Annotated in this window: 18 protein-coding genes; 9 read left to right on the top strand and 9 right to left on the bottom strand. The window is 67.4% G+C overall.

Features of this window, described 5'->3' with window-relative positions:
- Nucleotides 1-323: 323 nt before the first annotated feature.
- The 4 genes from ACZ54P_RS38530 to ACZ54P_RS38515 form a co-directional block, all read right to left on the bottom strand.
- Nucleotides 324-1,568 (bottom strand): low temperature requirement protein A, encoded by a 1,245-nt coding sequence (locus ACZ54P_RS38530; protein ID WP_465466555.1) that lies wholly within the window; start codon nt 1,566-1,568, stop codon nt 324-326.
- Nucleotides 1,569-2,024: 456 nt separating this feature from the next.
- Nucleotides 2,025-3,497, bottom strand: coding sequence for an MFS transporter (locus ACZ54P_RS38525; protein WP_465466554.1), 1,473 nt, complete (start codon nt 3,495-3,497; stop codon nt 2,025-2,027).
- Nucleotides 3,497-7,081 carry a DNA polymerase III subunit alpha gene (gene dnaE, locus ACZ54P_RS38520; protein WP_465466553.1) on the bottom strand — a complete coding sequence of 1,195 codons (3,585 nt, stop codon included), beginning with the start codon at nt 7,079-7,081 and terminating at the stop codon, nt 3,497-3,499. The genes ACZ54P_RS38525 and dnaE overlap by 1 nt, the downstream gene beginning before the upstream one ends.
- Nucleotides 7,082-7,272: 191 nt before the next feature.
- Nucleotides 7,273-8,352 carry a plasmid pRiA4b ORF-3 family protein gene (locus ACZ54P_RS38515; protein WP_465466552.1) on the bottom strand — a complete coding sequence of 360 codons (1,080 nt, stop codon included), beginning with the start codon at nt 8,350-8,352 and terminating at the stop codon, nt 7,273-7,275.
- 133 nt (nt 8,353-8,485) lie between these two features.
- On the opposite strand from ACZ54P_RS38515, the gene ACZ54P_RS38510 reads away from it, so the two are divergent.
- From ACZ54P_RS38510 to ACZ54P_RS38485, 6 genes are all read left to right on the top strand, one after another.
- Nucleotides 8,486-8,887 carry a nitroreductase/quinone reductase family protein gene (locus tag ACZ54P_RS38510; protein WP_465466551.1) on the top strand — a complete coding sequence of 134 codons (402 nt, stop codon included), beginning with the start codon at nt 8,486-8,488 and terminating at the stop codon, nt 8,885-8,887.
- 363 nt (nt 8,888-9,250) lie between these two features.
- Nucleotides 9,251-9,922 carry a FadR/GntR family transcriptional regulator gene (locus ACZ54P_RS38505; RefSeq protein ID WP_465466557.1) on the top strand — a complete coding sequence of 224 codons (672 nt, stop codon included), beginning with the start codon at nt 9,251-9,253 and terminating at the stop codon, nt 9,920-9,922.
- Nucleotides 9,923-9,926: 4 nt separating this feature from the next.
- Entirely contained in the window at nt 9,927-11,366 is a 1,440-nt protein-coding gene (locus tag ACZ54P_RS38500) for an amino acid permease (protein ID WP_465466550.1), read from the top strand.
- Nucleotides 11,363-12,334, top strand: coding sequence for an asparaginase (locus ACZ54P_RS38495; RefSeq protein WP_465466549.1), 972 nt, complete (start codon nt 11,363-11,365; stop codon nt 12,332-12,334). Before ACZ54P_RS38500 ends, ACZ54P_RS38495 begins: the two co-directional genes overlap by 4 nt.
- Nucleotides 12,335-12,344: 10 nt before the next feature.
- On the top strand, nt 12,345-13,733 hold the full coding sequence (gene aspA / locus ACZ54P_RS38490) for an aspartate ammonia-lyase (RefSeq protein ID WP_465466548.1): 1,389 nt from the start codon (nt 12,345-12,347) through the stop codon (nt 13,731-13,733).
- A 158-nt stretch (nt 13,734-13,891) separates the two neighbouring features.
- Nucleotides 13,892-15,514 (top strand): CocE/NonD family hydrolase, encoded by a 1,623-nt coding sequence (locus ACZ54P_RS38485; RefSeq protein WP_465466547.1) that lies wholly within the window; start codon nt 13,892-13,894, stop codon nt 15,512-15,514.
- Here ACZ54P_RS38485 and ACZ54P_RS38480 read toward each other — a convergent pair.
- Together ACZ54P_RS38480 and ACZ54P_RS38475 are read right to left on the bottom strand one after the other, a co-directional pair.
- Nucleotides 15,511-16,272, bottom strand: a complete 762-nt coding sequence (locus tag ACZ54P_RS38480) for a metallophosphoesterase (protein ID WP_465466546.1) — start codon at nt 16,270-16,272, stop codon at nt 15,511-15,513. The genes ACZ54P_RS38485 and ACZ54P_RS38480 overlap by 4 nt on opposite strands.
- 4 nt (nt 16,273-16,276) lie before the next feature.
- Nucleotides 16,277-16,906: a GntR family transcriptional regulator gene (locus ACZ54P_RS38475; RefSeq protein ID WP_465466545.1), complete on the bottom strand. Its 630-nt coding sequence runs from the start codon at nt 16,904-16,906 to the stop codon at nt 16,277-16,279.
- Between the two features lie 46 nt (nt 16,907-16,952).
- On the opposite strand from ACZ54P_RS38475, the gene ACZ54P_RS38470 reads away from it, so the two are divergent.
- Complete coding sequence (locus ACZ54P_RS38470) at nt 16,953-18,140, top strand: aminotransferase class V-fold PLP-dependent enzyme (RefSeq protein WP_465466544.1); 1,188 nt, start codon at nt 16,953-16,955, stop codon at nt 18,138-18,140.
- Here ACZ54P_RS38470 and ACZ54P_RS38465 read toward each other — a convergent pair.
- Nucleotides 18,137-18,628 (bottom strand): DUF1453 domain-containing protein, encoded by a 492-nt coding sequence (locus tag ACZ54P_RS38465; protein WP_465466543.1) that lies wholly within the window; start codon nt 18,626-18,628, stop codon nt 18,137-18,139. The genes ACZ54P_RS38470 and ACZ54P_RS38465 overlap by 4 nt on opposite strands.
- A gap of 63 nt (nt 18,629-18,691) precedes the next feature.
- Here ACZ54P_RS38465 and ACZ54P_RS38460 point away from each other — a divergent pair, with 63 nt between their 5' ends.
- Nucleotides 18,692-19,303 carry a TetR/AcrR family transcriptional regulator gene (locus ACZ54P_RS38460; protein WP_465466542.1) on the top strand — a complete coding sequence of 204 codons (612 nt, stop codon included), beginning with the start codon at nt 18,692-18,694 and terminating at the stop codon, nt 19,301-19,303.
- A gap of 74 nt (nt 19,304-19,377) precedes the next feature.
- Here the strand turns inward: ACZ54P_RS38460 and ACZ54P_RS38455 are convergent, their stop codons facing one another.
- Nucleotides 19,378-19,896 carry a MarR family winged helix-turn-helix transcriptional regulator gene (locus tag ACZ54P_RS38455; protein ID WP_465466541.1) on the bottom strand — a complete coding sequence of 173 codons (519 nt, stop codon included), beginning with the start codon at nt 19,894-19,896 and terminating at the stop codon, nt 19,378-19,380.
- A gap of 15 nt (nt 19,897-19,911) precedes the next feature.
- Between ACZ54P_RS38455 and ACZ54P_RS38450 the strand changes: the two genes are divergently transcribed.
- Entirely contained in the window at nt 19,912-20,415 is a 504-nt protein-coding gene (locus tag ACZ54P_RS38450; protein ID WP_465466540.1) for a carboxymuconolactone decarboxylase family protein, read from the top strand.
- A 260-nt stretch (nt 20,416-20,675) separates the two neighbouring features.
- Here ACZ54P_RS38450 and ACZ54P_RS38445 read toward each other — a convergent pair whose 3' ends face one another.
- The gene (locus ACZ54P_RS38445; protein ID WP_465466539.1) at nt 20,676-21,641 is read right to left on the bottom strand and encodes a GNAT family N-acetyltransferase; all 966 of its coding nucleotides are present in this window, start codon (nt 21,639-21,641) and stop codon (nt 20,676-20,678) included.
- Between the last annotated feature and the right edge of the window lie 41 nt (nt 21,642-21,682).

Below are 21,682 nucleotides of genomic sequence, written 5' to 3'. Positions count from 1 at the left end.
CTTGCACTCAAAGGAACCTCAAACGAGGTTCAAATACATAAGCTCTACTGGCTTAGTTCACTAGCACACTGTTGAGTTCTCAAGCAACACACCCCGAATCGCACCACAATCAAGCGGCCTTATCCGAAGCAGTTATTTCTTGGCTTTTGTCCGAAGCACACCCTAGCACCTGCTCGAAACTGCCGTCTCAGCGGGGTAAGGTTACCTCTCCGGTTCGGGACCACCCACTCTACCACCATCCGGTGGGAGCTTGGTTCGTGTTCCCGGCGGCCGCTCGGTTTCCCTGGCGACGAAGAGAACATTACACGGCCCGAAACCGGCGTTTACAGGGGGGTCCCTTTTTTCGCGCCGAGGCTCTGACCTGCGTCGATCCGGCTCTCCCCCGGCACAGGCTCGCCATGGGTGGCGAGCACCGTCAGCGCGACGAGCGCGGCGGCGAGGAGAGCGGTGACGTGGATGGGCGCCGGCGTGAACGACGCGGCGAGGACGAGGACCGCGGTCACCGGGAAGCCGATCGCGATCGGACGGCATTCGTTGGTGGGGCCGATGTGCATCAGCCAGACGCTCAGCAGGTAGATCGCGACGGGCACGGTCGTCGCCATGGCCGCGGGCAGCGAGGCGACGTGTCCGGTGTGGGTGTCGTAGTCGACGGCGACTTCGAGACCGGCCCCGAGCGCGGCCGCGGAGGCGAAGATCAGGTAGTGCCCATAGCCCCAGCTCGCGACGGCGAACAGGCTCTTCGCGTTCTGGAGCCGAACGTGTCCCGGCTGGTCGAAGTACAGCCACCACAAGGAGAAGAGCAGGACGAGCCCCGCCGCCGCGAGAGAGATCAGGCTGCCGGTGTGCTCGCCCTTGTCCAGTCCCTCCTTGATCGCGGTGGTCGCGCCGAGGATGGATTCACCCAGCACGATGATCGTGAACAGGCCATAGCGTTCGGCGATGTGGTGCGGATGCCAGCCGGTCCACCGCTTGCGTTCGGCGATCATCGGGACGGCGAGTTCGGCGACCAGAAGCACGAGGAACGACACCAACCCGGCGGACTCGGGCAGTGCCAGGCGCGCGATCCAGAGGACCTGCACGATCGAGATTCCCACGGCGTAACGCAAGGCCGCGGGGCGGCAGGTGGGGTCGGTCCTGGCGGCACGCAACCACTGGACCACCATCGCGAGCCGCATCAAGACGTAGCCGGCCACCATGATCGTGAAGTCGCCTTCGAAGGCCGACGAGACGCCCGCGGCGACGGTCAGCCCTCCCGCGATCTGCACCAGCGTCACCAGGCGATACGGGACGTCATCGGTGTCGAACGACGACGCGAACCAGCTGAAGTTCAACCAGCCCCACCAGATCGCGAAGAACACCATCCCGAAACTGAGCACGCCATGGCCGATGTGGTTTTCGGCGATCGCGTGGTGCAGACCGGCCGCGGCCTGGGCGACGGCGACCACGAAACACAGGTCGAACAACAGCTCCAGCGGGGTCGCGACCCGATGTCCTTCCCCGGAATCCCGCATTCTCATCGGCCGGTACCAGACCCGCAGACGACTCCGGCTCACAGAACTCTCCGCCATCGATGCTCCTCGCAATCTCGAACTCGCGAAGATCTTCGCAGCCCGGAGCGGTTCACACCTGCGGAGAGCGCGCGGCGGGTGGGTCCGGGTCGGGGGTGCACCTCCCCAGGCGTCCCCTGCCGGACCCACCCGCGCGAGTGCTTCACAGGGCTCGGCTGTCAGTGGACGCGAACCGGCTGCCGCCGAACGGTCCCCCGCGGACGCCGACGGCCGTCCACCGGCTCGTGACCATGGGTGTCCATTCCGGAGAACTCCGGACTCGCCACGGTCGCTCCCACCGATCGACCCATCCCCGATCGATCGACAGAAATACCACTGTCGGTAGCCAAGACACAGCAGTGAAGGCTCCGTAAGGTGTACCCGGTTGCTCTGAGTAGCACCAGGGGCTGACGAACTCCGTCACTCGGATGGAGCATCAGGTCTTGCCGACCGTAGTCAGTGACGCGCTCCGGCGACTCAGCCGCGTGGGCTGTCCGCGCCTGCCGAGGCGGCTTGTTCCCGCTCAGTGAGCAAACGCCGCTTCCGGCGCGCGCGGAGTTCGATCACGGCGAGTAAAAGCGCCGAACAGGTCAATCCGGCGGCACACAGCATCGCCGCCGTCAGCGCCGACGGATAGCCGCCGTTCGCGCCCAGTACCGCGTGGAAGACCGACGCCAGGACGACCGTGCCGATCGCGGTGCCGATCCGCTGCCCGGTCTGCAACGCTCCCCCGGCCACTCCCGCCATCGACGTCGGCACGCATTCCAGGGTCAGGGTGGTGTTGGGCGAGATGACCATTCCGCCACCGACACCGGCGACGAGCAAGGGGATCGCGAACCACCAGCCCGCCGCGGAACCGGGGTCCTGACCGGCGAGGACGGCGACCGTGACCATCCCGGAGATCACCATGACCAGCCCGGTGACGGTGAGCTTGCGGCCCCATTTCGGTACCAGCCGTCCCGCGACCGCCGCCGAGACGGCGGAGCCGAGGGCGAAGGAGGTGACGGCGAGCCCGGACTGCAGTGGCGTGTAACCGAGGCCCTGTTGGAAGAACATGGCGAAGACCAGCCACATCCCGGTGAACCCGCTGAAGTACAGCGCGCCGACGGCGGCACCCGTGGCGTATCCGGGGGTGCCGGTGAAGAGCCGTGTGTCCAGCAGCGGCGAACGGCCACGCCGCACCATCGAACGTTCCCAGCGCAAGAACGCGAAGCCGAAGACCACCGCGACGACGAACAGCCACCACAGGCTGCTGAGCCCCCCTTGTTCGGATTCGATCAACGGAAGCAGCACCCCGAGCACGGCGACACCCAGCAGCATGATGCCGACGAAGTCGATCTCACCCCGCAGGCTTCTCGCCGGTTTCTCCGCTGTCGGGAGCCATCTCAGTGCCAGGGTGAACGCCAGGATCCCGATCGGCACGTTCACGTAGAAGACCCAGCGCCAGCCTTCCGGGTCGCCGAAGACGGCGAGGATCACGCCGCCGAGTACCGGCCCGACCGCTGTCGAGATCCCGACGGTGGCGCCGAACATGCCGAACGCGCGGCCTCGTTCCGCGCCGCGGAACAGGTCCTGGATCATCCCGCTGTTCTGCGGCGTCATCATGCCCGAGGCGAACCCCTGCAGGAGCCGCGCGATGATCAGCGTCGTCTCGTTCGGCGCCGCGCCGGCGAACGCGCTGGTCAGCACGAACGCGGCGAGCGCGAACAGGAACATGCGGCGGCGGCCGAGCGCGTCACCGAGCCTCCCACCGGCCACCAGCACCAGCCCGAACGCCAGCGCGTAGCCCGACACGACCCACTGGATCCCGCCGCTCGACGCGCCGAGGTCCTTCTGGATCGAGGGCAGCGCCGTGTTCACGATGCTGACGTCGAGCAGGCCCATGAACCCGGCGGCGAGGGTGACGGCGAGCGCCTTCCAGCGCCGCGGGTCGGGTTCGGAGGTGGTCATCAGGTGCTGGCGGCGATCCCGGGAATGCCCTTGAGCTCACCGATCAGCATCGACGTCACCTTGACCGGATAGTCGTAGAGCGCGAAGACCGTCTGGTTCTTGCCGACGAGCTTGAGGTGCACCGGGGTGTCGCCCTTGTGTGCCAGCAGGGTCTGTTTCAGTTCGCTGACCACCGCCTGGTCGAGCTTCTCCGGCGCGGCCAGCAGCACCAGCGGCAGGTCGTCGTCTCCGTTGCCGACCTCGGACAGGTCGAGCGGCACCAGCCCGCCGCCGAAGATGGACATCTTGTCCTCGCGCCAGTTGACCCGGCCCTTGACCAGTACCGCGTTGTCCTCGATGAGGTCGGCGGAGAACATCGCGTACGACTTGGGGAAGTAAAGGACTTCGATCGCCGCGTCCATGTCCTCGACGGTGCAGATCGCCCAGGGCTCACCCTTCTTGTTGACCCGGCGTTCCAGCGAGGTGATCAGCCCGGAGATGATCAGCTCGCCTTCCTTCGGCGGGTCGGCGAGGATCGCGGCGATCGGGCGCGGCGCGTGTTTGCGCAGGATTCGCTCGGCACCGTCCAGCGGATGCGCCGAGACGTACAGGCCGAGCATTTCCCGTTCGTAGGCCAGGAGCTGCTTGCGCGGGTATTCCTCTTCCCCGAACTTCAGATGCGCGAGCGGCGACGAGGACACCGCGTCCCCGGCGTCGTCGTCCCCGCCGAACCCGAAGAGGTCGAACTGGCCCATCGCCTCCTGGCGTTTGAGCGGGACCACGGCCTCGACCGCGTCCTCGTGCACCTGGATCATCGAGAGCCGCGTGTTGCCGAGCGAGTCGAACCCGCCTGCCTTGATCAGCGACTCGATGACCCGCTTGTTGCAGGCCACCAGTTCGGACTTGTCGAGGAAGTCGGTGAAGGAGGAGTACTTCCCCTTCTCCCCGCGGGTCTTGATGATCGACTCGACGACGTTCGCGCCGACGTTACGGACGGCACCCATCCCGAAGCGGATGTCGTCCCCGACGGCCGCGAACCTCAGCGCCGACTCGTTGACATCCGGCGGGAGCACCTTGATCCCGAGGCGGCGGCATTCCGACAGGTAGACCGCGGACTTGTCCTTGTTGTCACCGACCGAGGTGAGCAGCGCGGCCATGTACTCCGGCGTGAAGTTCGCCTTGAGGTACGCGGTCCAGTACGAGATCAGGCCGTACGCGGCCGCGTGACTCTTGTTGAACGCGTAGCCGGCGAACGGGAGGATCGTGTCCCACAGCGCCTTGATCGCCTCGGACGAGAAGCCGCCGGGGACGAGGTCGCTCGCCTTCATCCCGGCTTCGAAGCCCACGAACTCCTGGTCGAGGACTTCCTTCTTCTTCTTACCCATGGCCCGGCGGAGCACGTCCGCGCGGCCCATCGTGTACCCGGCCACCTTCTGGCCGATGTGCATGATCTGCTCCTGATAGACGATCAGGCCGTAGGTGTCGGCCAGGATCTCCTTCAGGGGCTCCTCGAGCTGCGGGTGGATCGGCTTGACCTTCTGCCGATTGTTCTTCCGGTCGGCGTAGTCGTTGTGCGCGTTCATGCCCATCGGGCCGGGGCGGTACAGCGCGCCCACCGCCACGATGTCGTCGAACACCGTCGGCTGCATCCGGCGCAGCAGATCCCGCATCGGCCCGCCGTCCAGCTGGAACACGCCGAGCGTGTCTCCCCTGGCGAGCAGTTTGTACGTCTCCGGATCGTCGACGCCGAGGGTGTCGAGGTCGATGTCGATCCCGCGGTTGGTCTTGATGTTGTCGATCGCGTCACCGATGACAGTGAGGTTCCGCAGGCCGAGGAAATCCATCTTCAGCAGGCCGATGGCCTCGCACGACGGATAGTCCCAGCCGGTGATGATCGAACCGTCGTCGCGCTGCCACAGCGGGATCGCGTTGGTGAGCGGTTCACTCGACATGATGACCGCGCAGGCGTGGACACCGGCGTTGCGGATCAGCCCTTCGAGACCACGGGCGGTCTCGAAGATCGTCTTGCACTCTTCGTCGGTCTCGACGAGCGCGCGGACTTCGGCCGCTTCGCCGTAGCGCTCGTGCTTCGAGTCGACGATGCCCGAGAGCGGGATGTCCTTCGCCATGATCGGCGGCGGCAGCGCCTTCGAGATCCGGTCCGCGATCGCGTAGCCCGGCTGACCGAAGTGGACGCGGGCGGAGTCCTTGATGGCCGCCTTGGTCTTGATGGTGCCGAAGGTGATGACCTGCGCCACCTTGTCGACGCCGTACTTGTCGGTGGCGTAGCGGATCATTTCGCCGCGGCGGCGGTCGTCGAAGTCGATGTCGATATCGGGCATCGAGACGCGCTCGGGGTTCAGGAACCGCTCGAACAGCAGCTTCTGCGGGATCGGGTCCAGGTTGGTGATACCGAGGACGTACGCGACCAGCGAGCCGGCGGCCGAACCACGGCCGGGGCCGACGCGGATGCCGACCTTGCGGGCGTAGTTGATGAGGTCGGCGACGATGAGGAAGTAGGCGGGGAAGCCCTTGCCGATGATGACGTCGAGTTCGATCTCGATGCGCTCGTTGTAGTACGGGTCCGGGACGCCGTCCGGGAACCGCCACTTGAGACCGCGCGCGACCTCTTCCCGCAGCCAGGAACCCTGGTCGTAGCCCTCGGGAACCTCGAAGAACGGCAGCCTGTCCTTGTGCGTGTAGACGTCCTTGTAGGACTCGACGCGCTCGGCGATCAGGAGCGTCGAGTCGGCGGCGCCGGGGACTTCCTTGTCCCAGTACTCCCGCATGTCGGCGGCCGACTTCAGGTAGTAACCGTCACCGTCGAACTTGAACCGGTTCGGGTCGTTCAGCGTCTTGCCCGCCTGCACGCACAGCAGCGCGGAGTGGGTGTCGGCCTGGTCCTTGGTGACGTAGTGCGAGTCGTTGGTGGCCAGCGGCTTGAGGTCGAGCAGCTTGCCGACCTCGAGCAGGCCCTCACGGACCGACCGCTCGATCGGTAGCCCGTGGTCCATCAGCTCGAGGAAGAAGTTCTCGGCGCCGAAGATGTCCTTGTAGTCCGACGCGGCCTGGATCGCCTCTGTGCGCTGCCCCAGCCGAAGCCGCGTCTGCACCTCGCCCGAGGGGCAGCCGGTGGTCGCGATGATGCCTTCGTGGTTCTCCGCGATCAGCTCGCGGTCCATCCGGGGCTTGCGGTAGTAGCCCTGCATGCTCGCGAGCGAGGAGAGCTTGAAGAGGTTACGGAGCCCGGTGGAGTTCGCGGCGAGCATCGTCATGTGGGTGTAGGCGCCACCACCGGAGACGTCACCGCCCTCACCGAACTCGTCGGAGCCGCGCTGGTTGGCCTGTCCCCAGAAGACCGGCTTCTTGTGGAAGCGGCTCTCCGGCGCGATGTAGGCCTCGATGCCGATGATCGGCTTGAGCTCGTGCTTGACCGCCTGCTGGTAGAACTCGTCCGCGCCGTACATGTTGCCGTGGTCGGTCATCCCGACCGCGGGCATGCCGAGCCGCGCCGCCTCCTTGAACAAGGGGGCGATCTTCGCCGCACCGTCGAGCATCGAGTACTCGGTGTGCACATGCAGGTGGACGAAGGAATCGTTCGACACCAGCGAAAACCTCCCCTAGGCAGACGGATCCCTGGCTGCGTGACGCGGGCCGGTCCTCCCACCTTATGCGCCGAGGTTCACCGACGCGTGGGCGGGATGGCGGGCCGCCGCGGCAAGCTTCCTCCCGTAATCGGCCAACGCAAAATAGGCGCGCGGAGAGGCCTCGGTTACGCCCGTATGGGGCGGCGGAGTCAGCTCATACGGGCCAACCGGGCGTTGACGGCCACCGGATCGAACCACTCCGGATCGAACCCCGCGCCGAGCTCCTCGAGCAGAGCCTCGCTGTCTTCGTCGTCCGGATCTTCCATGGCCTCCAGCAGCATCTCGTAGGTTTGCCGGTCTTCGCATGTTGCCGGAGGCGCCGCGCGCTCACCGTCCAGGCAGCGAGGCGCCACGGGAAGACCGACCCTCTGCTCGACGCGGATCCAGTGCCCCCAGCTCTCCACCTCGTAGACGAGCCGATCACCTGGCGCCGTCACGACTTGGCCGAGGGTGACATCGTCGTCCTGCCGATCTCCGGGCCAGGTCCTCGCGTCGGCGCTGAACACGCCGAACGCTGTCTCGAACCGGTGGTCCTGCCGCTCGTCCCTGTCGAAGGCGGCCGCGAGGATCCGGTGCAGCCCGGCGAGGGTGACGTCGGAGCGGACTTCGAGCCGCCGCCAGATCGCGCGATCCGGTTCGGACAGGGCGACCGCGAGCCGCAGGCCGGTGGCAGGCACGGGCGGAGGCAGCACGAGCGGAAGCGGATCACCCGGCACCCGGGGTATCGGTTCGTATTCGGGGAGACCGAGCCAGCGCCGCAGCTGGTCGGCGCGTTCGGGCAGATCGGATTCGGGCCTCGAGCCCAGCTCGAAGATCTTCGGGACCTTCTCCCGGAGCCAGGCTTCGGAGTCCGCCTTGAAGATCAGTGCCGCTTCCACCTGGCTCCGGAACTCCTCGGGTGTCAACGGTGCCTCGCTCACCTCGAAACCGGCGCGAAGAACCGCCAGCGCGTCCGCGGGCACGGGGTGGAGTTCGATCACGTCGACCTCGCGCTCGTTGACCACCACTTCGACCCCCACCGAACGTTTGCCCGCGGTCAGGGTGGCGGCGAGGACCACGAGGTCCTGATCCACTTGGCCTTGGACGACGCAGTCCGAAAGCTCGACCGGCCCGTGGAGCAGCTTCGGCCAGCGCTCCACCCTGGCCACGTCCAGTGACGGACGCGTCCGGCGGGAGCGCTGGTTCTTCGGTCTTTTGGCGGGCTTGCGCCCGCGGCTGACGGGGCTCACTCGTCGAGTATCGCCAGCGGTACCGACACTTTTCGCGGCCCGCGAGCAGGCATGAGCCGAAAGTGCTTGCCGACCTGGGCGCGGATGGGCAGACTGGCCAGCCGCCAAGATCACCGAGCAGCCCGGAGAGTTGATGATCGACCTGCGTGAGATGAACGAACGCGTGATCGCGGAGTTCCGCGCGAACGGCCGCCACGGCGACGGCCTGCCGACCCTGCTGCTCACCACCACCGGTGCCCGCACCGGGCGGCGGCATGTGACGCCGATGCTGTTCCTGGCCGACGACGACCGCTACGTCGTCTTCGCCGCCAACGGGGGCGATCCGGTTCACCCGGACTGGTATCGCAATCTGATCGCGGAGCCGTCCGTCGACGTCGAAGCGGACGGAGAGGCCTTCGCGGCTCACGCGGTCGAGATCACCGGAGCAGGCAGGGACCGTCTGTTCGCGAAGCAAGCGAAGGCGTTCCCACGGCTGGCCGAGCACCAGGCGAAGACCAGCCGGCCGTTCCCGGTGATCGCGCTCAACCGCGTCTGACGGCTTCTGCTGTCGTGAAGTACGTGATGGCCCCCTTCCTTGCGCCTGGCGCAAGGAAGGGGGCCTTCATGTACTGGGGAAGGTGTCCTTCAAGGACCGACCGCCCTCACGTCCCACTCGACGTGTGACGATGACCACGCCGACGCTGGAATCCAGTGTCACCACGGGACTCCGTCCACGCGAAGACGCCCAGCAAGGCTCCGCATTCCCGTGTGATTACCCCATCGACACCCGCCTCGCAGGGTGAATCCGAGCGTCGGTCCGATCGCTTGACAAAGCAATGGACCGGCCGCACGATCTCGTCTCATGAACCTGTCTGACAGCCAGACAGCCGGACACGGTGGTCCGCGGCGCATCAGCGCGATGGAGGCCGTTCTGGCCCACCTTCGCGGCGCCATCGAGCGTGGCGAGTACGCCGTCGGCCAGAAGTTGCCGTCGGAATCCGCGCTCGGCAAGGAGTTCGAGGTCAGCCGCTCGGTCGTCCGCGAGGCACTGCGGGGACTGCAGGCGCTCGGCCTCACCGTGTCCAAAACGGGCAAAGGGACCTTCGTGACCGCCACCGGGCCGGTCGAGAACCCTACGTTCGGGACCTATTCGGCCCGCGACCTGCTCGAGGTGCGGCGCCATGTCGAGATCCCCGTCGCCGGATACGCGGCCGTGCGCCGCAGCACCGACGACCTCGATCTGCTCGGCCATCTCGTCGAGCGGATGGATCTCGAGACCGACAACACCGCGTGGGTGGCGCTGGATTCGCTGTTCCACATCACCATCGCCCAGGCCTCGGGCAACCCGGTGTTCGGCAAGGTCATCGAGGAGATCCGGGACGCGCTGGCGCGCCAGTCGTCCTTCCTCAACCAGCTGGGCGGCCGCCGCGCTCGCTCGAACATCGAGCACCGCGAGATCGTCACCGCCATCGCCGCCGGGTCCGAAGCGGACGCCGTCGCGGCGATGACCTCCCATCTGGAGCACGTCGAGAACGCCCTCACCACCATCGTGCGGCCCGGCCGCACGACGCACCCGAACAAGGACGACTGACACCGTGACCGAACAGACCCTCAGCACCGACGACAAAGCCGTGCCGGTGCCGGCCGACGCCGGTGACGCCGGCTACGACAAGGCGCTGAAGCCCCGCCACGTCAACATGATCGCGATCGGCGGCGCCATCGGCACCGGCCTGTTCCTCGGCGCGGGCGGGCGGCTCGCGCAGGCGGGCCCGGCGCTGGCCATCGTTTACGCGGTCTGCGGCCTCTTCGCGTTCTTCGTGGTGCGTTCGCTCGGCGAACTCATCCTGTACCGCCCCTCCTCCGGTGCCTTCGTTTCCTACGCCCGGGAATTCATGGGCGAAAAGGGCGCTTTCGTCGCCGGTTGGATGCACTTCCTGAACTGGTCGACGACCGGGATCGCGGACATCACCGCGATCGCGCTGTACGCGCACTTCTGGTCCTTCTTCACGCCGATCCCGCAGTGGGTGCTGGCGCTCATCGCGCTCGCGGTGGTGCTGGCGCTGAACATGGTGTCGGTCAAGCTGTTCGGCGAGATGGAGTTCTGGTTCGCCATCATCAAGGTCGCCGCGCTGGTGACCTTCATGGGGATCGGGATCTTCCTCCTGGTCACCCAGCAGCCGATCGACGGGCAGACGCCCGGTTTCTCGCTGATCTCCGACCACGGCGGGATCTTCCCGGCCGGGCTGCTGCCGATGGTGCTGATCGTCCAGGGCGTCGTGTTCGCCTATGCCTCGGTCGAGCTGGTCGGCGTCGCCGCGGGTGAGACGAAGGACCCGCGCAAGATCATGCCGAAGGCGATCAACTCGATCATGTGGCGGATCGGGATCTTCTACGTCGGCTCGGTGGTCCTGCTGGCGATGCTGATGCCGTGGGATTCCTACTCGAAGAGCGAAAGCCCGTTCGTCACCGTGCTCTCGAACATCGGGATACCGCAGGCGGGCAACGTGATGAACCTGGTGGTGCTGACCGCGGCGCTGTCCAGCCTGAACTCCGGTCTCTACTCCACCGGCCGCATCCTGCGCTCGATGGCGCTGGCCGGATCCGCGCCGAAGTTCACCGGCGTGATGAACAAGAACCACGTCCCCTACGGCGGGATCCTGCTCACCTCCGCGGTGTGTGTGGTCGGTGTCGGCCTGAACGCCGTCGTGCCCAGCCAGGCCTTCGAGATCGTGCTGAACTTCGCCGCCATCGGCATCCTCGGCACCTGGGCGATCATCGTGCTCTCCCACCTGCTCTTCGTACGCAAGGCCAAGCGCGGCGAGGTGGAACGGCCCTCGTACCGGCTGCCGTTCTCGCCCTACACCGAGATCGCGACTTTGATCTTCCTCGCCGCCGTCGTCGTGCTGATGGCCTTCGACGAGACCGGCCGGATCACCCTGTACTGCCTGCCGGTGATCGGGCTCGCGCTGGTGGCCGGCTGGTTCGGGGTCCGCAAGCGGATCAACATGGACGTCTTCGAGAAGACGAAGCTGTGATCCCCGAAATCCGCGTTCCCGCCCACGAACCGCTGGTCCACCTCCTCCGTGACGGAATGGTCGAGGGGGTGCACCACGGTTCGGCCGTGGTCCTCGCGCCGGACGGCCGCGTGTTGTTCTCCGCGGGCGACATCGAGGCCGCGTTCTATCCGCGGTCGGCGGCGAAACCCTTGCAGGCCACCGCGATGGCCCACCTCGGGGTCGAACTGAGCCCGGCGGGCTTCGCCGTCGGCGCGGCCAGCCACTCCGGCGAGGAGATCCACCTGACGGAGGTCGTCAGAACGCTCGACGGCGCCGGGCTCACCACGGAGGACCTGCGGACGCCGGAGGATCTGCCGTTCGATCCGGTCGAGCGCGACACCTGGATCGCGTCGGGACGGACCGCTTCGAGGCTGGCGCACAACTGTTCCGGCAAGCACGCGGCGATGCTCGCGACCTGCCGCCGGCACGGCTGGTCCACAAAGGACTACCTGGATCCCGGCCATCCGCTGCAGCGCGCGATCGCGGACTGCGTCGAGAACCTGACCGGGCAACGGATCCCGAAGGTCGCCGTCGACGGGTGCGGTGCTCCCCTGTTCGCGGTTTCGCTGCGCGGGCTCGCCACGGCCGTCGGCAAGATCGCCGCGGCGGCCCCCGGCACTCCGGAAGGCCGGGTGGCCGAAGGGATCCGGAAGCATCCGGAACTGGTCGCAGGCACCCGGCGCGACGTCACCGCGCTCATGCACGCGGTTCCCGGTCTGATCGCCAAGGACGGTTTCGAAGCCGTCCAGGTCGCCGCCCTGCCGGACGGTACGGCGATCGCGGTCAAGATCGCCGACGGCGGTGACCGCGCGCGGCAGCCGGTGCTCGCCGCCGCGCTCGAACTGTGCGGCGTCGACCGGGACGTACTGAAACCGTTCGCCGGGACCACCGGAACCGACGGCCTGCGCGTGACGGGCGCGCTGGCCGAACACCACCTCGCCGCCTGAGGAGCCTTCGATGCACCGTGTGGAACACGATCTGCTGGGAGACAAGGAAGTCCCGGCCGACGCCTATTGGGGTGTGCACACCGCGCGGGCGAGGGAGAACTTCCCCATCACCGGCACCGCGATCTCCTCCTACCCGCATCTGATCGAGGCACTCGCCGCGGTCAAGGAGGCCGCGGCACAGGCCAACGCCGATCTCGGGCTGCTGGCCCCGGACGTCGCCGACGCGATCCGCCGGGCGTGCCGGGAGATCAGGGAAGGCGCCCTCCACGAGGAGTTCGTCGTCGACGTCATCCAGGGCGGCGCGGGCACCTCGACGAACATGAACGCCAACGAGGTGATCGCGAACCGCGCGCTCGAACTGCTCGGGCACGAGAAGGGCGACTACGCCCGCGTGCACCCGAACGAGCACGTGAACCTCGGGCAGTCGACCAACGACGCCTATCCGACCGCGGTCAACGTCGCGACGATCATCGCCGTGCGTGAACTGGCCGAGGCGATGGTGGTGCTGGAGAAGGCGTTCGCCGCCAAGGCCGTCGAGTTTCACGACCTGCTGAAAATGGGCCGGACCCAGTTGCAGGACGCGGTGCCGATGACGCTGGGGCAGGAATTCGGCACCTACGCGGTCATGCTCGGCGAAGACCGGCTGCGGCTCACCGAGGCGGTGACGCTGCTGCACGAGATCAACCTCGGCGCGACCGCGATCGGCACCGGCCTCAACGCCGCGCCCGGGTACGCCGAAGCCGCCGTCGCCCACCTGCGCGAGATCACCGGCCTGCCCGTCGTGACCGCCGCCGACCTCGTCGAGGCGACCCAGGACTGTGGTGCGTTCGTGCACCTTTCCGGGGTGCTCAAGCGGATCGCGGTGAAACTTTCGAAGAGCTGCAACGATCTACGGCTGCTCTCGTCTGGTCCGCGGGCCGGGTTCAACGAGATCGACCTGCCGCCGGTGCAGGCGGGTTCGTCGATCATGCCGGGCAAGATCAACCCGGTGATCCCCGAGGTGGTCAACCAGGTCGCGTTCGAGGTCATCGGCAACGACGTCGCCATCACGATGGCGGCTGAAGCCGGGCAATTGCAGCTCAACGCCTTCGAGCCGCTGATCCTGCACTCGCTTTCGGAGAGCATCACGCATCTGCGGGCGGCCTGCCTGGTGCTGGCGGAGCGGTGCGTTTCCGGGATCACCGCGAACGCCGACGTGATGCGGGGTTACGTCGAGAACTCGATCGGGCTGGTGACCGCGCTGAACCCGAGCATCGGTTACGCGGCGGCGACCGAGATCGCCAAGGAAGCGCTGGAAACCGGACGCGGGGTGGCCGAACTCGTCGTCGAGAAGGGCCTTCTTCCCGCGGAGGAACTGGCGAAACTGCTGAAGCCGGAGACGCTCGCGCGCCTCTCTTGAGACCCGCGGGGTGGTACCGGGCGGTTCACCCCGCGCCATGAAAGCGTCCTTCATTGCGAATTTCGCAATGAAGGACGCTTTCATTTCAGGCGGGCGCCGGACCACACGAGTACGGTCGTAAGCGGAAGGTGATCATCCGCACGAAAGGCGGGCCCCGCGTGCTCGACCGACTTCTCGACCGGTATCTCGGCCTCCCTCCGGCCGAAGGTCCCGCTCCCACCGCGACCAAGGACATCCCCGTCCCGATGCCCGACGGCGTCCGGCTGCTCGCCGATCGGTACGCCATCCCGGGCGGCGAACCCCGTCCGGTGGTGCTGATCCGCACGCCGTACGGCCGGAAAAGCCTGTTCAGCAAGATCTTCGGCGAGACACTCGCGCGGCACGGGCTGCAAACGGTCCTCCAGAGCACGCGCGGGACCTTCGGCTCCGGCGGCGAGTTCCGGCCCTTCCATCTGGAGAAGGAGGACGGTCTCGCGACCATCGCCTGGCTGCGCGAGCAGCCGTGGTGCGACGGGAGGGTCGCGATGGCCGGAGCGAGCTACCTCGGCCATACGCAATGGGCTGTCGCGCCGTACCTCGACGAGCCGCTCGAAGCGTTGTGCCTCGGCGTCACCGCGTCTGAGTTCGTCTCGACCTTCTATCCCGGCGGGGTACTCGCGGTCGACAACATGGTCTCCTGGTCGGCGCTGATCGGCCGCCAGGAGGGCCGGTTCGCCGGCCTGCCGAATCCGTGGCAGACGAAGAAGACCCGGCAGGCCATGGCGCATCTGCCGATCTCCGGCGCGGACGTCGCGGCCATCGGCGAGCAGGTGAGGTTCCTGCAGGACGTCACCGAGCACGCCGAGCCCGGCGACGACTTCTGGGCGCCGTCCGACCACAGCGCCGAGGTCGCCTCGCTGACGACGCCGGTGACGATGGTGACCGGTTGGTACGACCTGTTCATCTCCGCCCAGCTGCGCGACTTCAAGGAACTCGCCGCGGCCGGACGCGCACCGCGGATCACCATCGGCCCATGGGCGCACGGCGAGCCCGCCAGCCTGAAAACCCTGCTGACCGACCAGATCGGCTTCCTCTCCGCCCATCTGCTCGGCGACAAGGCCCAGCTGAGGCAAGCCCCGGTGCGCCTGTACCTGCAGGGCGCCGGACGATGGCTGGACTTCGACAGCTGGCCGCCGAAAGCCGACGCCACCCCGTACTTCCTGCGCCCCGGCGGGCTTTCCCCCGCCGAGCCGGTCGAGTCGAAACCCGGCACCTTCACCTTCGACCCCGCCGATCCGACACCGACCGTCGGCGGTCCCCTGCTGACGGGCGTGCAGAAACAGCGTGACAACAAGATCGTCGAGCAACGCCAGGACGTGCTGCTCTTCACCGGCGGCAGGCTGAAGCGGGATCTCGACGTCATCGGCGAGATCTCCGCGCTGGTGTACGTCCGGACCGACATCGGCCACGGCGACGTCTTCGTCCGACTGTGCGATGTGGACGGTCGTGGGGTCTCCCGCAACGTCACCGACGGCATCCTCCGCCTGCGTCCCGATTCCGCCGAGTCCGACGTGGACGGTGTGGTCGCGGCCGAGGTCCACCTCGATCCGACGGCCTACCGGTTCCGGCGCGGGCACCGGCTGCGGCTGCAGGTCGCGGGCGGAGCGTTCCCTCGTTTCGCCCGCAACCACGGGACCGACGAGCCGGTCTTCCGCGCGGTGGACGGGAAACCCGCCCGGTTCGAGATCTTCCACGATCCCGCGCGGCCCTCTCGGATCACGCTGCCGGTATTCGGCGGTTAACCGGCGACCACCCGCAGGTGCGTGGTCAGCCTGCCGTCGCCGTGCAGCACGTGGAAGGCCAGCGACGGCGGCAGGTCGTAGTCGATCGGCCCGCCTTCTCCCCATGGCCGGAGACCGTTCTCCTCCCACGGGAACAGGATGCTCGACCCGACCGAGGGCGCCGACCGCAGCGGCACTCCGGCGAACGTGGTCGACGCCGCGGCGTGGACGTGCCCACAGAGCAGGGCCACCACCCGCGGATGGCGCGCGAGCACGTCGGCCAGCTTGTCCTCGCCGTACTGGCGCATCGCGTCCACCAACGGCAGGCCGAGTTCGACCGGCGGATGGTGGAAGGCGACGAAGGCGGGACCGTCGCCTTCGTCGAGAACGCCGTCCAGCCAGGCCATCGTCTCGTCGTCGAACTTCCCGTCGGGCTTGCCGGGGATACTCGAATCGGCCATCACGAACGTGACGTCGCCAACGGTGTGCACCTGGTTGACCGGGGCGTCGTCCGGCGCTTGGCCGAGCAGCCCTTCACGGAACGGGCCACGCTTGTCGTGGTTTCCCGGGCAGGTGAACAGCGGGACGTCGGTCTTGAACAGTTCGGCCGCGCGCCGGTACTCCTCGAGCGTGCCGTGGTCGGCGACGTCGCCGGTCACCAGGATCGCGTCGACCGGCGTCGCCAGGTTTTCCAGGTACCGCATGACGCGCGCGGTGCGTTCGTCCGCCCGATCCCCGCCGTCGAGATGGTTGTCGCTCAGATGTGCCGTCACGAACACTTCGTCACCCCAGGTTCTCCAGATATGCCAACGTTTTCACCCAGTTCCGCACGAGCAGCTCCGCTGCCTTCGCGAGGTCGGAGGCGCGGATCGCGTCGGCGATCCGCCGGTGTTCATCGATACTCTCCAGAGAGCGCTCGGTACCACCGAAATAACAGGTGTCATAGCGCTTCAGGAGGGGCTTGGTCTGCTCGATCAGGCGCAGCAGATGCGGATTCGTGCAGCGCGAGACCAGCAGCGCGTGCCAACGATCGTCCAAAGCGGACAGATCGCCCCGTCGCCCGAGTTCCTCGGTCATCTCGGCGGCGATGCGGTCCAGCCCGCCGGTGAGCCCGGCGAGGTCCTGCGGTGAACTCCAGCGCAGCGCGAGCGATTCCAGTTCCGCGACGAGCGGGTACAGCCGACGGGCCTCTTCGGGGTCGAACGGCGGCACGAGGAAACCACGACCGGGCGCCGAAACGAGCAGACCGCGATCGGCCAGCCCGATCAGCGCCTCGCGCAACGGTGTCCGGCTGACGCCCAGCTCGCGGGCCAGGTGCACCTCGTTGATCCGGCTGTCCGCGGCGATCCGGCCGTCGAGCACGCGGGCGGTGATCTCCTCCGCGAGGTCACGCCGGAGCAGGTTCCTCGTCATGCGGGCAGTATTGCATGCACTTCGGCCGTACTGTATTCAGTTAGGCATGACGCGTATTCAGGATCTGGACGTCGAACGCGCCCGTGCCGAGACTCCGGGCTGCGCCGAAGTGGTCCACCTCAACAACGCCGGATCCTCGCTGCCACCCGCGCTGGTGACCGACACCGTCGTCGAGTACCTGCGCGAGGAAGCCCTGATCGGGGGCTACGAGCAGGCCGCGGCCACCGTGGACCGGCTCCAGGGCGTCTACGCCTCGGCCGCGCGGCTCGTCGGCGCCCAGCCCGACGACATCGCGCTGACCGACAACGCGACGCGGTCGTGGCAAGCGGTCTTCTACGCGCTGCCGTTCACGGCGGGAGACCGGATCTTGACGGCGAAGTCCGAGTACGCGAGCAACGTCATCTCCTTTCTGCAGATCGCGAAGCGCACCGGTGCCGTCGTCGAGGTGGTGAACGACGACGAGTCCGGACAGCTGGATGTCGAAGACCTGAAGCGCCGGATCGACGCCGACGTCAAACTGATCGCCGTCTCTCACGTGCCCACCCAGGGCGGGCTGGTGAACCCGGCCGAAGAGATCGGCGCGGTCGCGCGCGAGGCGGGGATCCCGTTCCTGCTGGACGCGTGCCAGAGCGCCGGCCAGATCGACCTCGACGTCACGCGCTTGAACTGCGACGCGCTCAGCGTGACCGGCCGCAAGTACCTGCGCGGGCCGCGCGGCACCGGGTTCCTCTACGCGCACCCGCGGCTGCGCGAGCGTATCGAGCCCGCGATGCTCGATCTCCACTCGGCGGCGTGGACCGCGCCCGAGACCTACGAGGTCGACTCGACCGCGAAGATGTTCGAGGTCTGGGAACGCGATCACGCGGCGGTGCACGGCCTCGGCGCGGCGATCGACTACGCCCTCGATTGGGGCATGCCCGCCATCGAAGCGCGCGTCGCGGCGCTCGCGGCGAAACTCCGCGACGCGCTGGGTGGGATCCCCGGCGTCCAGGTCCATGACCAGGGTGAGCGGAAATGCGGGATCGTCACGTTCAGCGTCGCGAAAACGCCGTCGCAAGAAGTGAAGCAGCACCTGGCGACGAAGAAGATCAACGTCAGTGTCGTGGAGGCGACGTCCGCGCAATTCGATTTCGCCGCGCGTGGGCTTCCGTCGATGGTCCGGTCCTCGGTGCACTACTTCAACACCGAAGACGAGATCGCGCTCCTCGTCGGCGAAGTCGAGAAACTGGCTTAGCGGCGGGAAAGCACGGACTCGGACGGCGGGGCGTACGGCAGCCCCGTCGTCTTCGCGCGACGGCCGATCACCAACGCCTCCCCCAGGAGGCTCACGCCGATCGACAGCGTCACCGGCCGTGCGTCGGGATGCGCCCCTGCCGTCGTGGCCAGGAAGCCGATCCCGAAGTTCACCAGCAGCGAGAGCACCCAGACTCCGAACGTCCAGCCGGTGTAGCGCAGCCACAGCACGCCGTCGCGCTCGAACAGCTTCGTGGTGGCCGCGCGCACCGCGCCGAGGCCACCACCGATCACGGACCCCAGCACCAGCCAGGCACCGTCCGTGAAGGTGAAGCTTTCAAGCTTGACCAGGCCGTAGAGCCCGATCGCGAGCAGGACCAACGGCGCTCCGTAGACCTCACGGGCGACCAGCGGCTCTCCGCGCAGCCTGCGTACGACGATCACGATCACCGCGACGACCACCAGCGCGCTCAACACCCAGGTCCGCATGAACTCCCCCTTTGTGGCACATATGTGCTAAATAAAATAGCAAGGTCGTGCTATAAAGGCAACATGCCGAAGATCGTCGACCCCACGGCCCGGCGGCTGGAAATCGCCGAAGCCGTCTTCCGGGTCATCCAACGGGACGGTCTCGCGCAGGCGTCACTCAGAAGCGTGGCCGATGAGGCCGGTCTCGCGATCGGTTCGGTGCGGCACTACTTCCGCGGCCACGACGAGCTGATCGTGTTCGCCATGCGCGCGCTCGGGGACCGGGTGGAAGCCCGGCTGCTGCGCCACCTCCCCGAACTGCTCGATCCGGAAACCCCGCGCTCACGCCGTCAGGAACTCACCGAAGCGCTGCTCAGCGAACTGCTTCCGCTCACCGAGCAGAGCCGGGCCGAAACCGACGTCTGGCTGGCCTTCTCCGCCGCCGCGAAAAACCGCCCGGATCTGGCCGAGGAAGTCGCGCGCGCGCACGCGGGCGTCCGCGCGCTCGTTCGCAGGGTGCTCGAAGGCGCGCGTGGCGCGGGCGGGCTACTCGACGACCTCGACCTGGACGTCGAAACCGAACGGCTGGCGGCACTGCTGGATGGCCTCGCCATGGCGAGCGGGCGGACGTCGCCGGAGCTGATGCGCACGGTCCTCGGACGCCATCTGGAAACCTTGCGACGCCCGGATCAGTGACGGCCCATCGCGCTGGAGGTGCTTCACGTGTCAGCACACTCTCACTGGACGCGCCGAACCCCGGAATGTGCTTTCTAGGCTCCGAACCAGCTGGCGACGTCGAGACGGAATCCGTCCAACGGCGCCATGGCGCGGAGGTCGCCTTCGAGCGCTCGGACCCTGTCAGCGCCGAGCGTGGCGACCCACTCCTTGCGCAGTTTCTCGAAGATCGCCGCGGACCGGCCGAGTGAGTCGAACCCGCGCGCGGTGAGCCGCACGATCTTGCGTCGCGCGTCGGCCGGATCATCGGCGCGCTCGGCGTAACCGAGCTGCTCCAGCTTGTCGACGGTCTTGCCAGCCGCCTGCTTGGAGACCCCGAGCCGCCGCCCGATCTCACTCGCCGTCGCCCCGCCGACGCCGATCGCCTGCATCGCGAACCCGTACGCCGGACGGACATCGGGATGCCCCTGCTCGGCCAGTTCGGCGTGCAATCGGTCGACGATCGAGCGGAAGCCCGCGAACAGCAGGACTGGCAGCTCGAAACCGGGCGGATCGGAAATTCGCTTGCTTCGATCGACAACTTGGCTTACCTTTTCGTCAACCACGTTGACCATCTTAAAGGGGCCGCCTTGTTTACCGAACACACCCTCGAAACCGCTCCCGAGGCCTCGCGTCGCTCAATGGAGGCGACCATCCGGCATTTCGGCCACCTCCCCGGCGCCGTCGCCCGGCTGGCGACGTCCCCGGAACTGCTCGACGGATTCCTCAAGCTCAGCGCCAGTTTCGAGCGCACGACACTCGATCCGGTCGCGCGGGAGACGGTGGTGATGACCGTGGCGACCCGCAACGACTGCCACATCTGCGTCGAGATGCACACCGCCAAGCTGAAGAAGTTCGACGCGGACGAAGCCGTCATCGCGGCACTCCGCGCGGAGGAACCGCTGCCCGACGAGCGACTGGAAGCCATCCGGCAGTTCACGCTGGCGGTGCTCGCAACCGCCGGCGGCGTGGACGACGAGACACTGAAGGCCTTCCTCGGGCACGGATACACCGAGCGGAACGCCCTCGAAGTCGTCATGGGCATCGGGACTTACACGATGTCGACCCTGGCGAACCGGCTCACCCGCGCCTAGTCACCTTGTGTGATCGCCCCTCGTGGTCTGGATCACTCCAATGGCCGCCGATCTTGATGTATCTGGGCAGTCCCGACCGTCTCTTTTCTTGTGCAGCCGAAAGTTCGCCACCCGCGGCGCGGCGCACCGGCGGTCTGGCCTGCCGAGGGGGCAGACCAGACCGCCGAAACCGAAGGCGTTCCACAGGGGTTGGGGGTGCGTGAAGGCCCCCTTCGTTGCGACAGCGCAATGAAGGGGGCCTTCACGTGTCTGCGAACGCATCAGACTTCGAGCGCCCACCGCACGTACCGCATCGTCGGCACAAAGCCGGCCTTCTCGAACACCCCGAAAGCCCCGGACGCGTCCGCCGAGTCCACGGTCAAACTGGCGCGGTCGAAACCCTGTCCGGCGGCGACCCGCAGCGCGTGTCCCATCAACGCACTGGCCACACCCCGCTTCCGGTACTCGCGAAGCGTTCCGATGGCCATGAAGTGCGCGTCTCGGACCCCCGTGGCCTCCGTGTCGGCTTCCCAGTACATGGTCACCAACATGCCTACCGGAGCACCGGTCGCCACCTCCCGAAGCAAAAAGCTGAGTTCGGGCTGGAAGGTCTGGTTGGTGATCTTGTTCCGCCAAAGTTCGACAGGCATCGGCACCGCGCCCCAGTAGTCCCGGTACGCCTCGTTCCGGACCATCCGGAAATCCTCGTCGTTCCGCGCCGACCACGGCTCGAACCGCAGCCCGTCGGGGATCGCCGGAGCACCGAGAGCGCCGCTGAGCGGCTGCTCCATGCGCTGGAAGTAGCGAGCGGGCACGAAGCCCTGGGATCGGGCGAGTTCGGCCAGACCGGCGATGTGCTCGGGCCGGTGGATGTCGACCGCGAGCTTCGAGGCCGGGTGATGGAGGGCGTGCAGCACCTTCGCCGCCTTGACCCCCGCTTCCACGAGCGCGGCGCCGATCCCCCGGCGGCGATAGGCGGGACGCACCCCGCCGTCCAGGAAGACCCGATGGACCTCTTCCGCGGACGGCTTGAAGCGGATCTTCATGAAGCCGACCATCACATCGCGGTCGAAGGCGGCGAGGCTCCCGCGCTCCAAGTCCGCGTACGGGTCGACCAACTCCTGGAGGGTGTCCTCCTCGGTGTAGTTCTCGCCGATCCGGTCCACGGTCTCGATGGCGTTGAGGAGGTCCGCCGACGCCTTGGCGTCCTCGGGGCCGAGTGGCCGCCACGTCAGGGTGTCGTGCATGCGGCCGACGCTATCCGCAGGATGCGGGCTGTCGCCGGGTT

The sequence above is a fragment of the Amycolatopsis sp. NPDC034160 genome (genome assembly GCF_055575355.1).
Note: the sequence above shows the minus strand (reverse complement) of the source record. Positions and strands in the feature narration are given on the sequence as shown.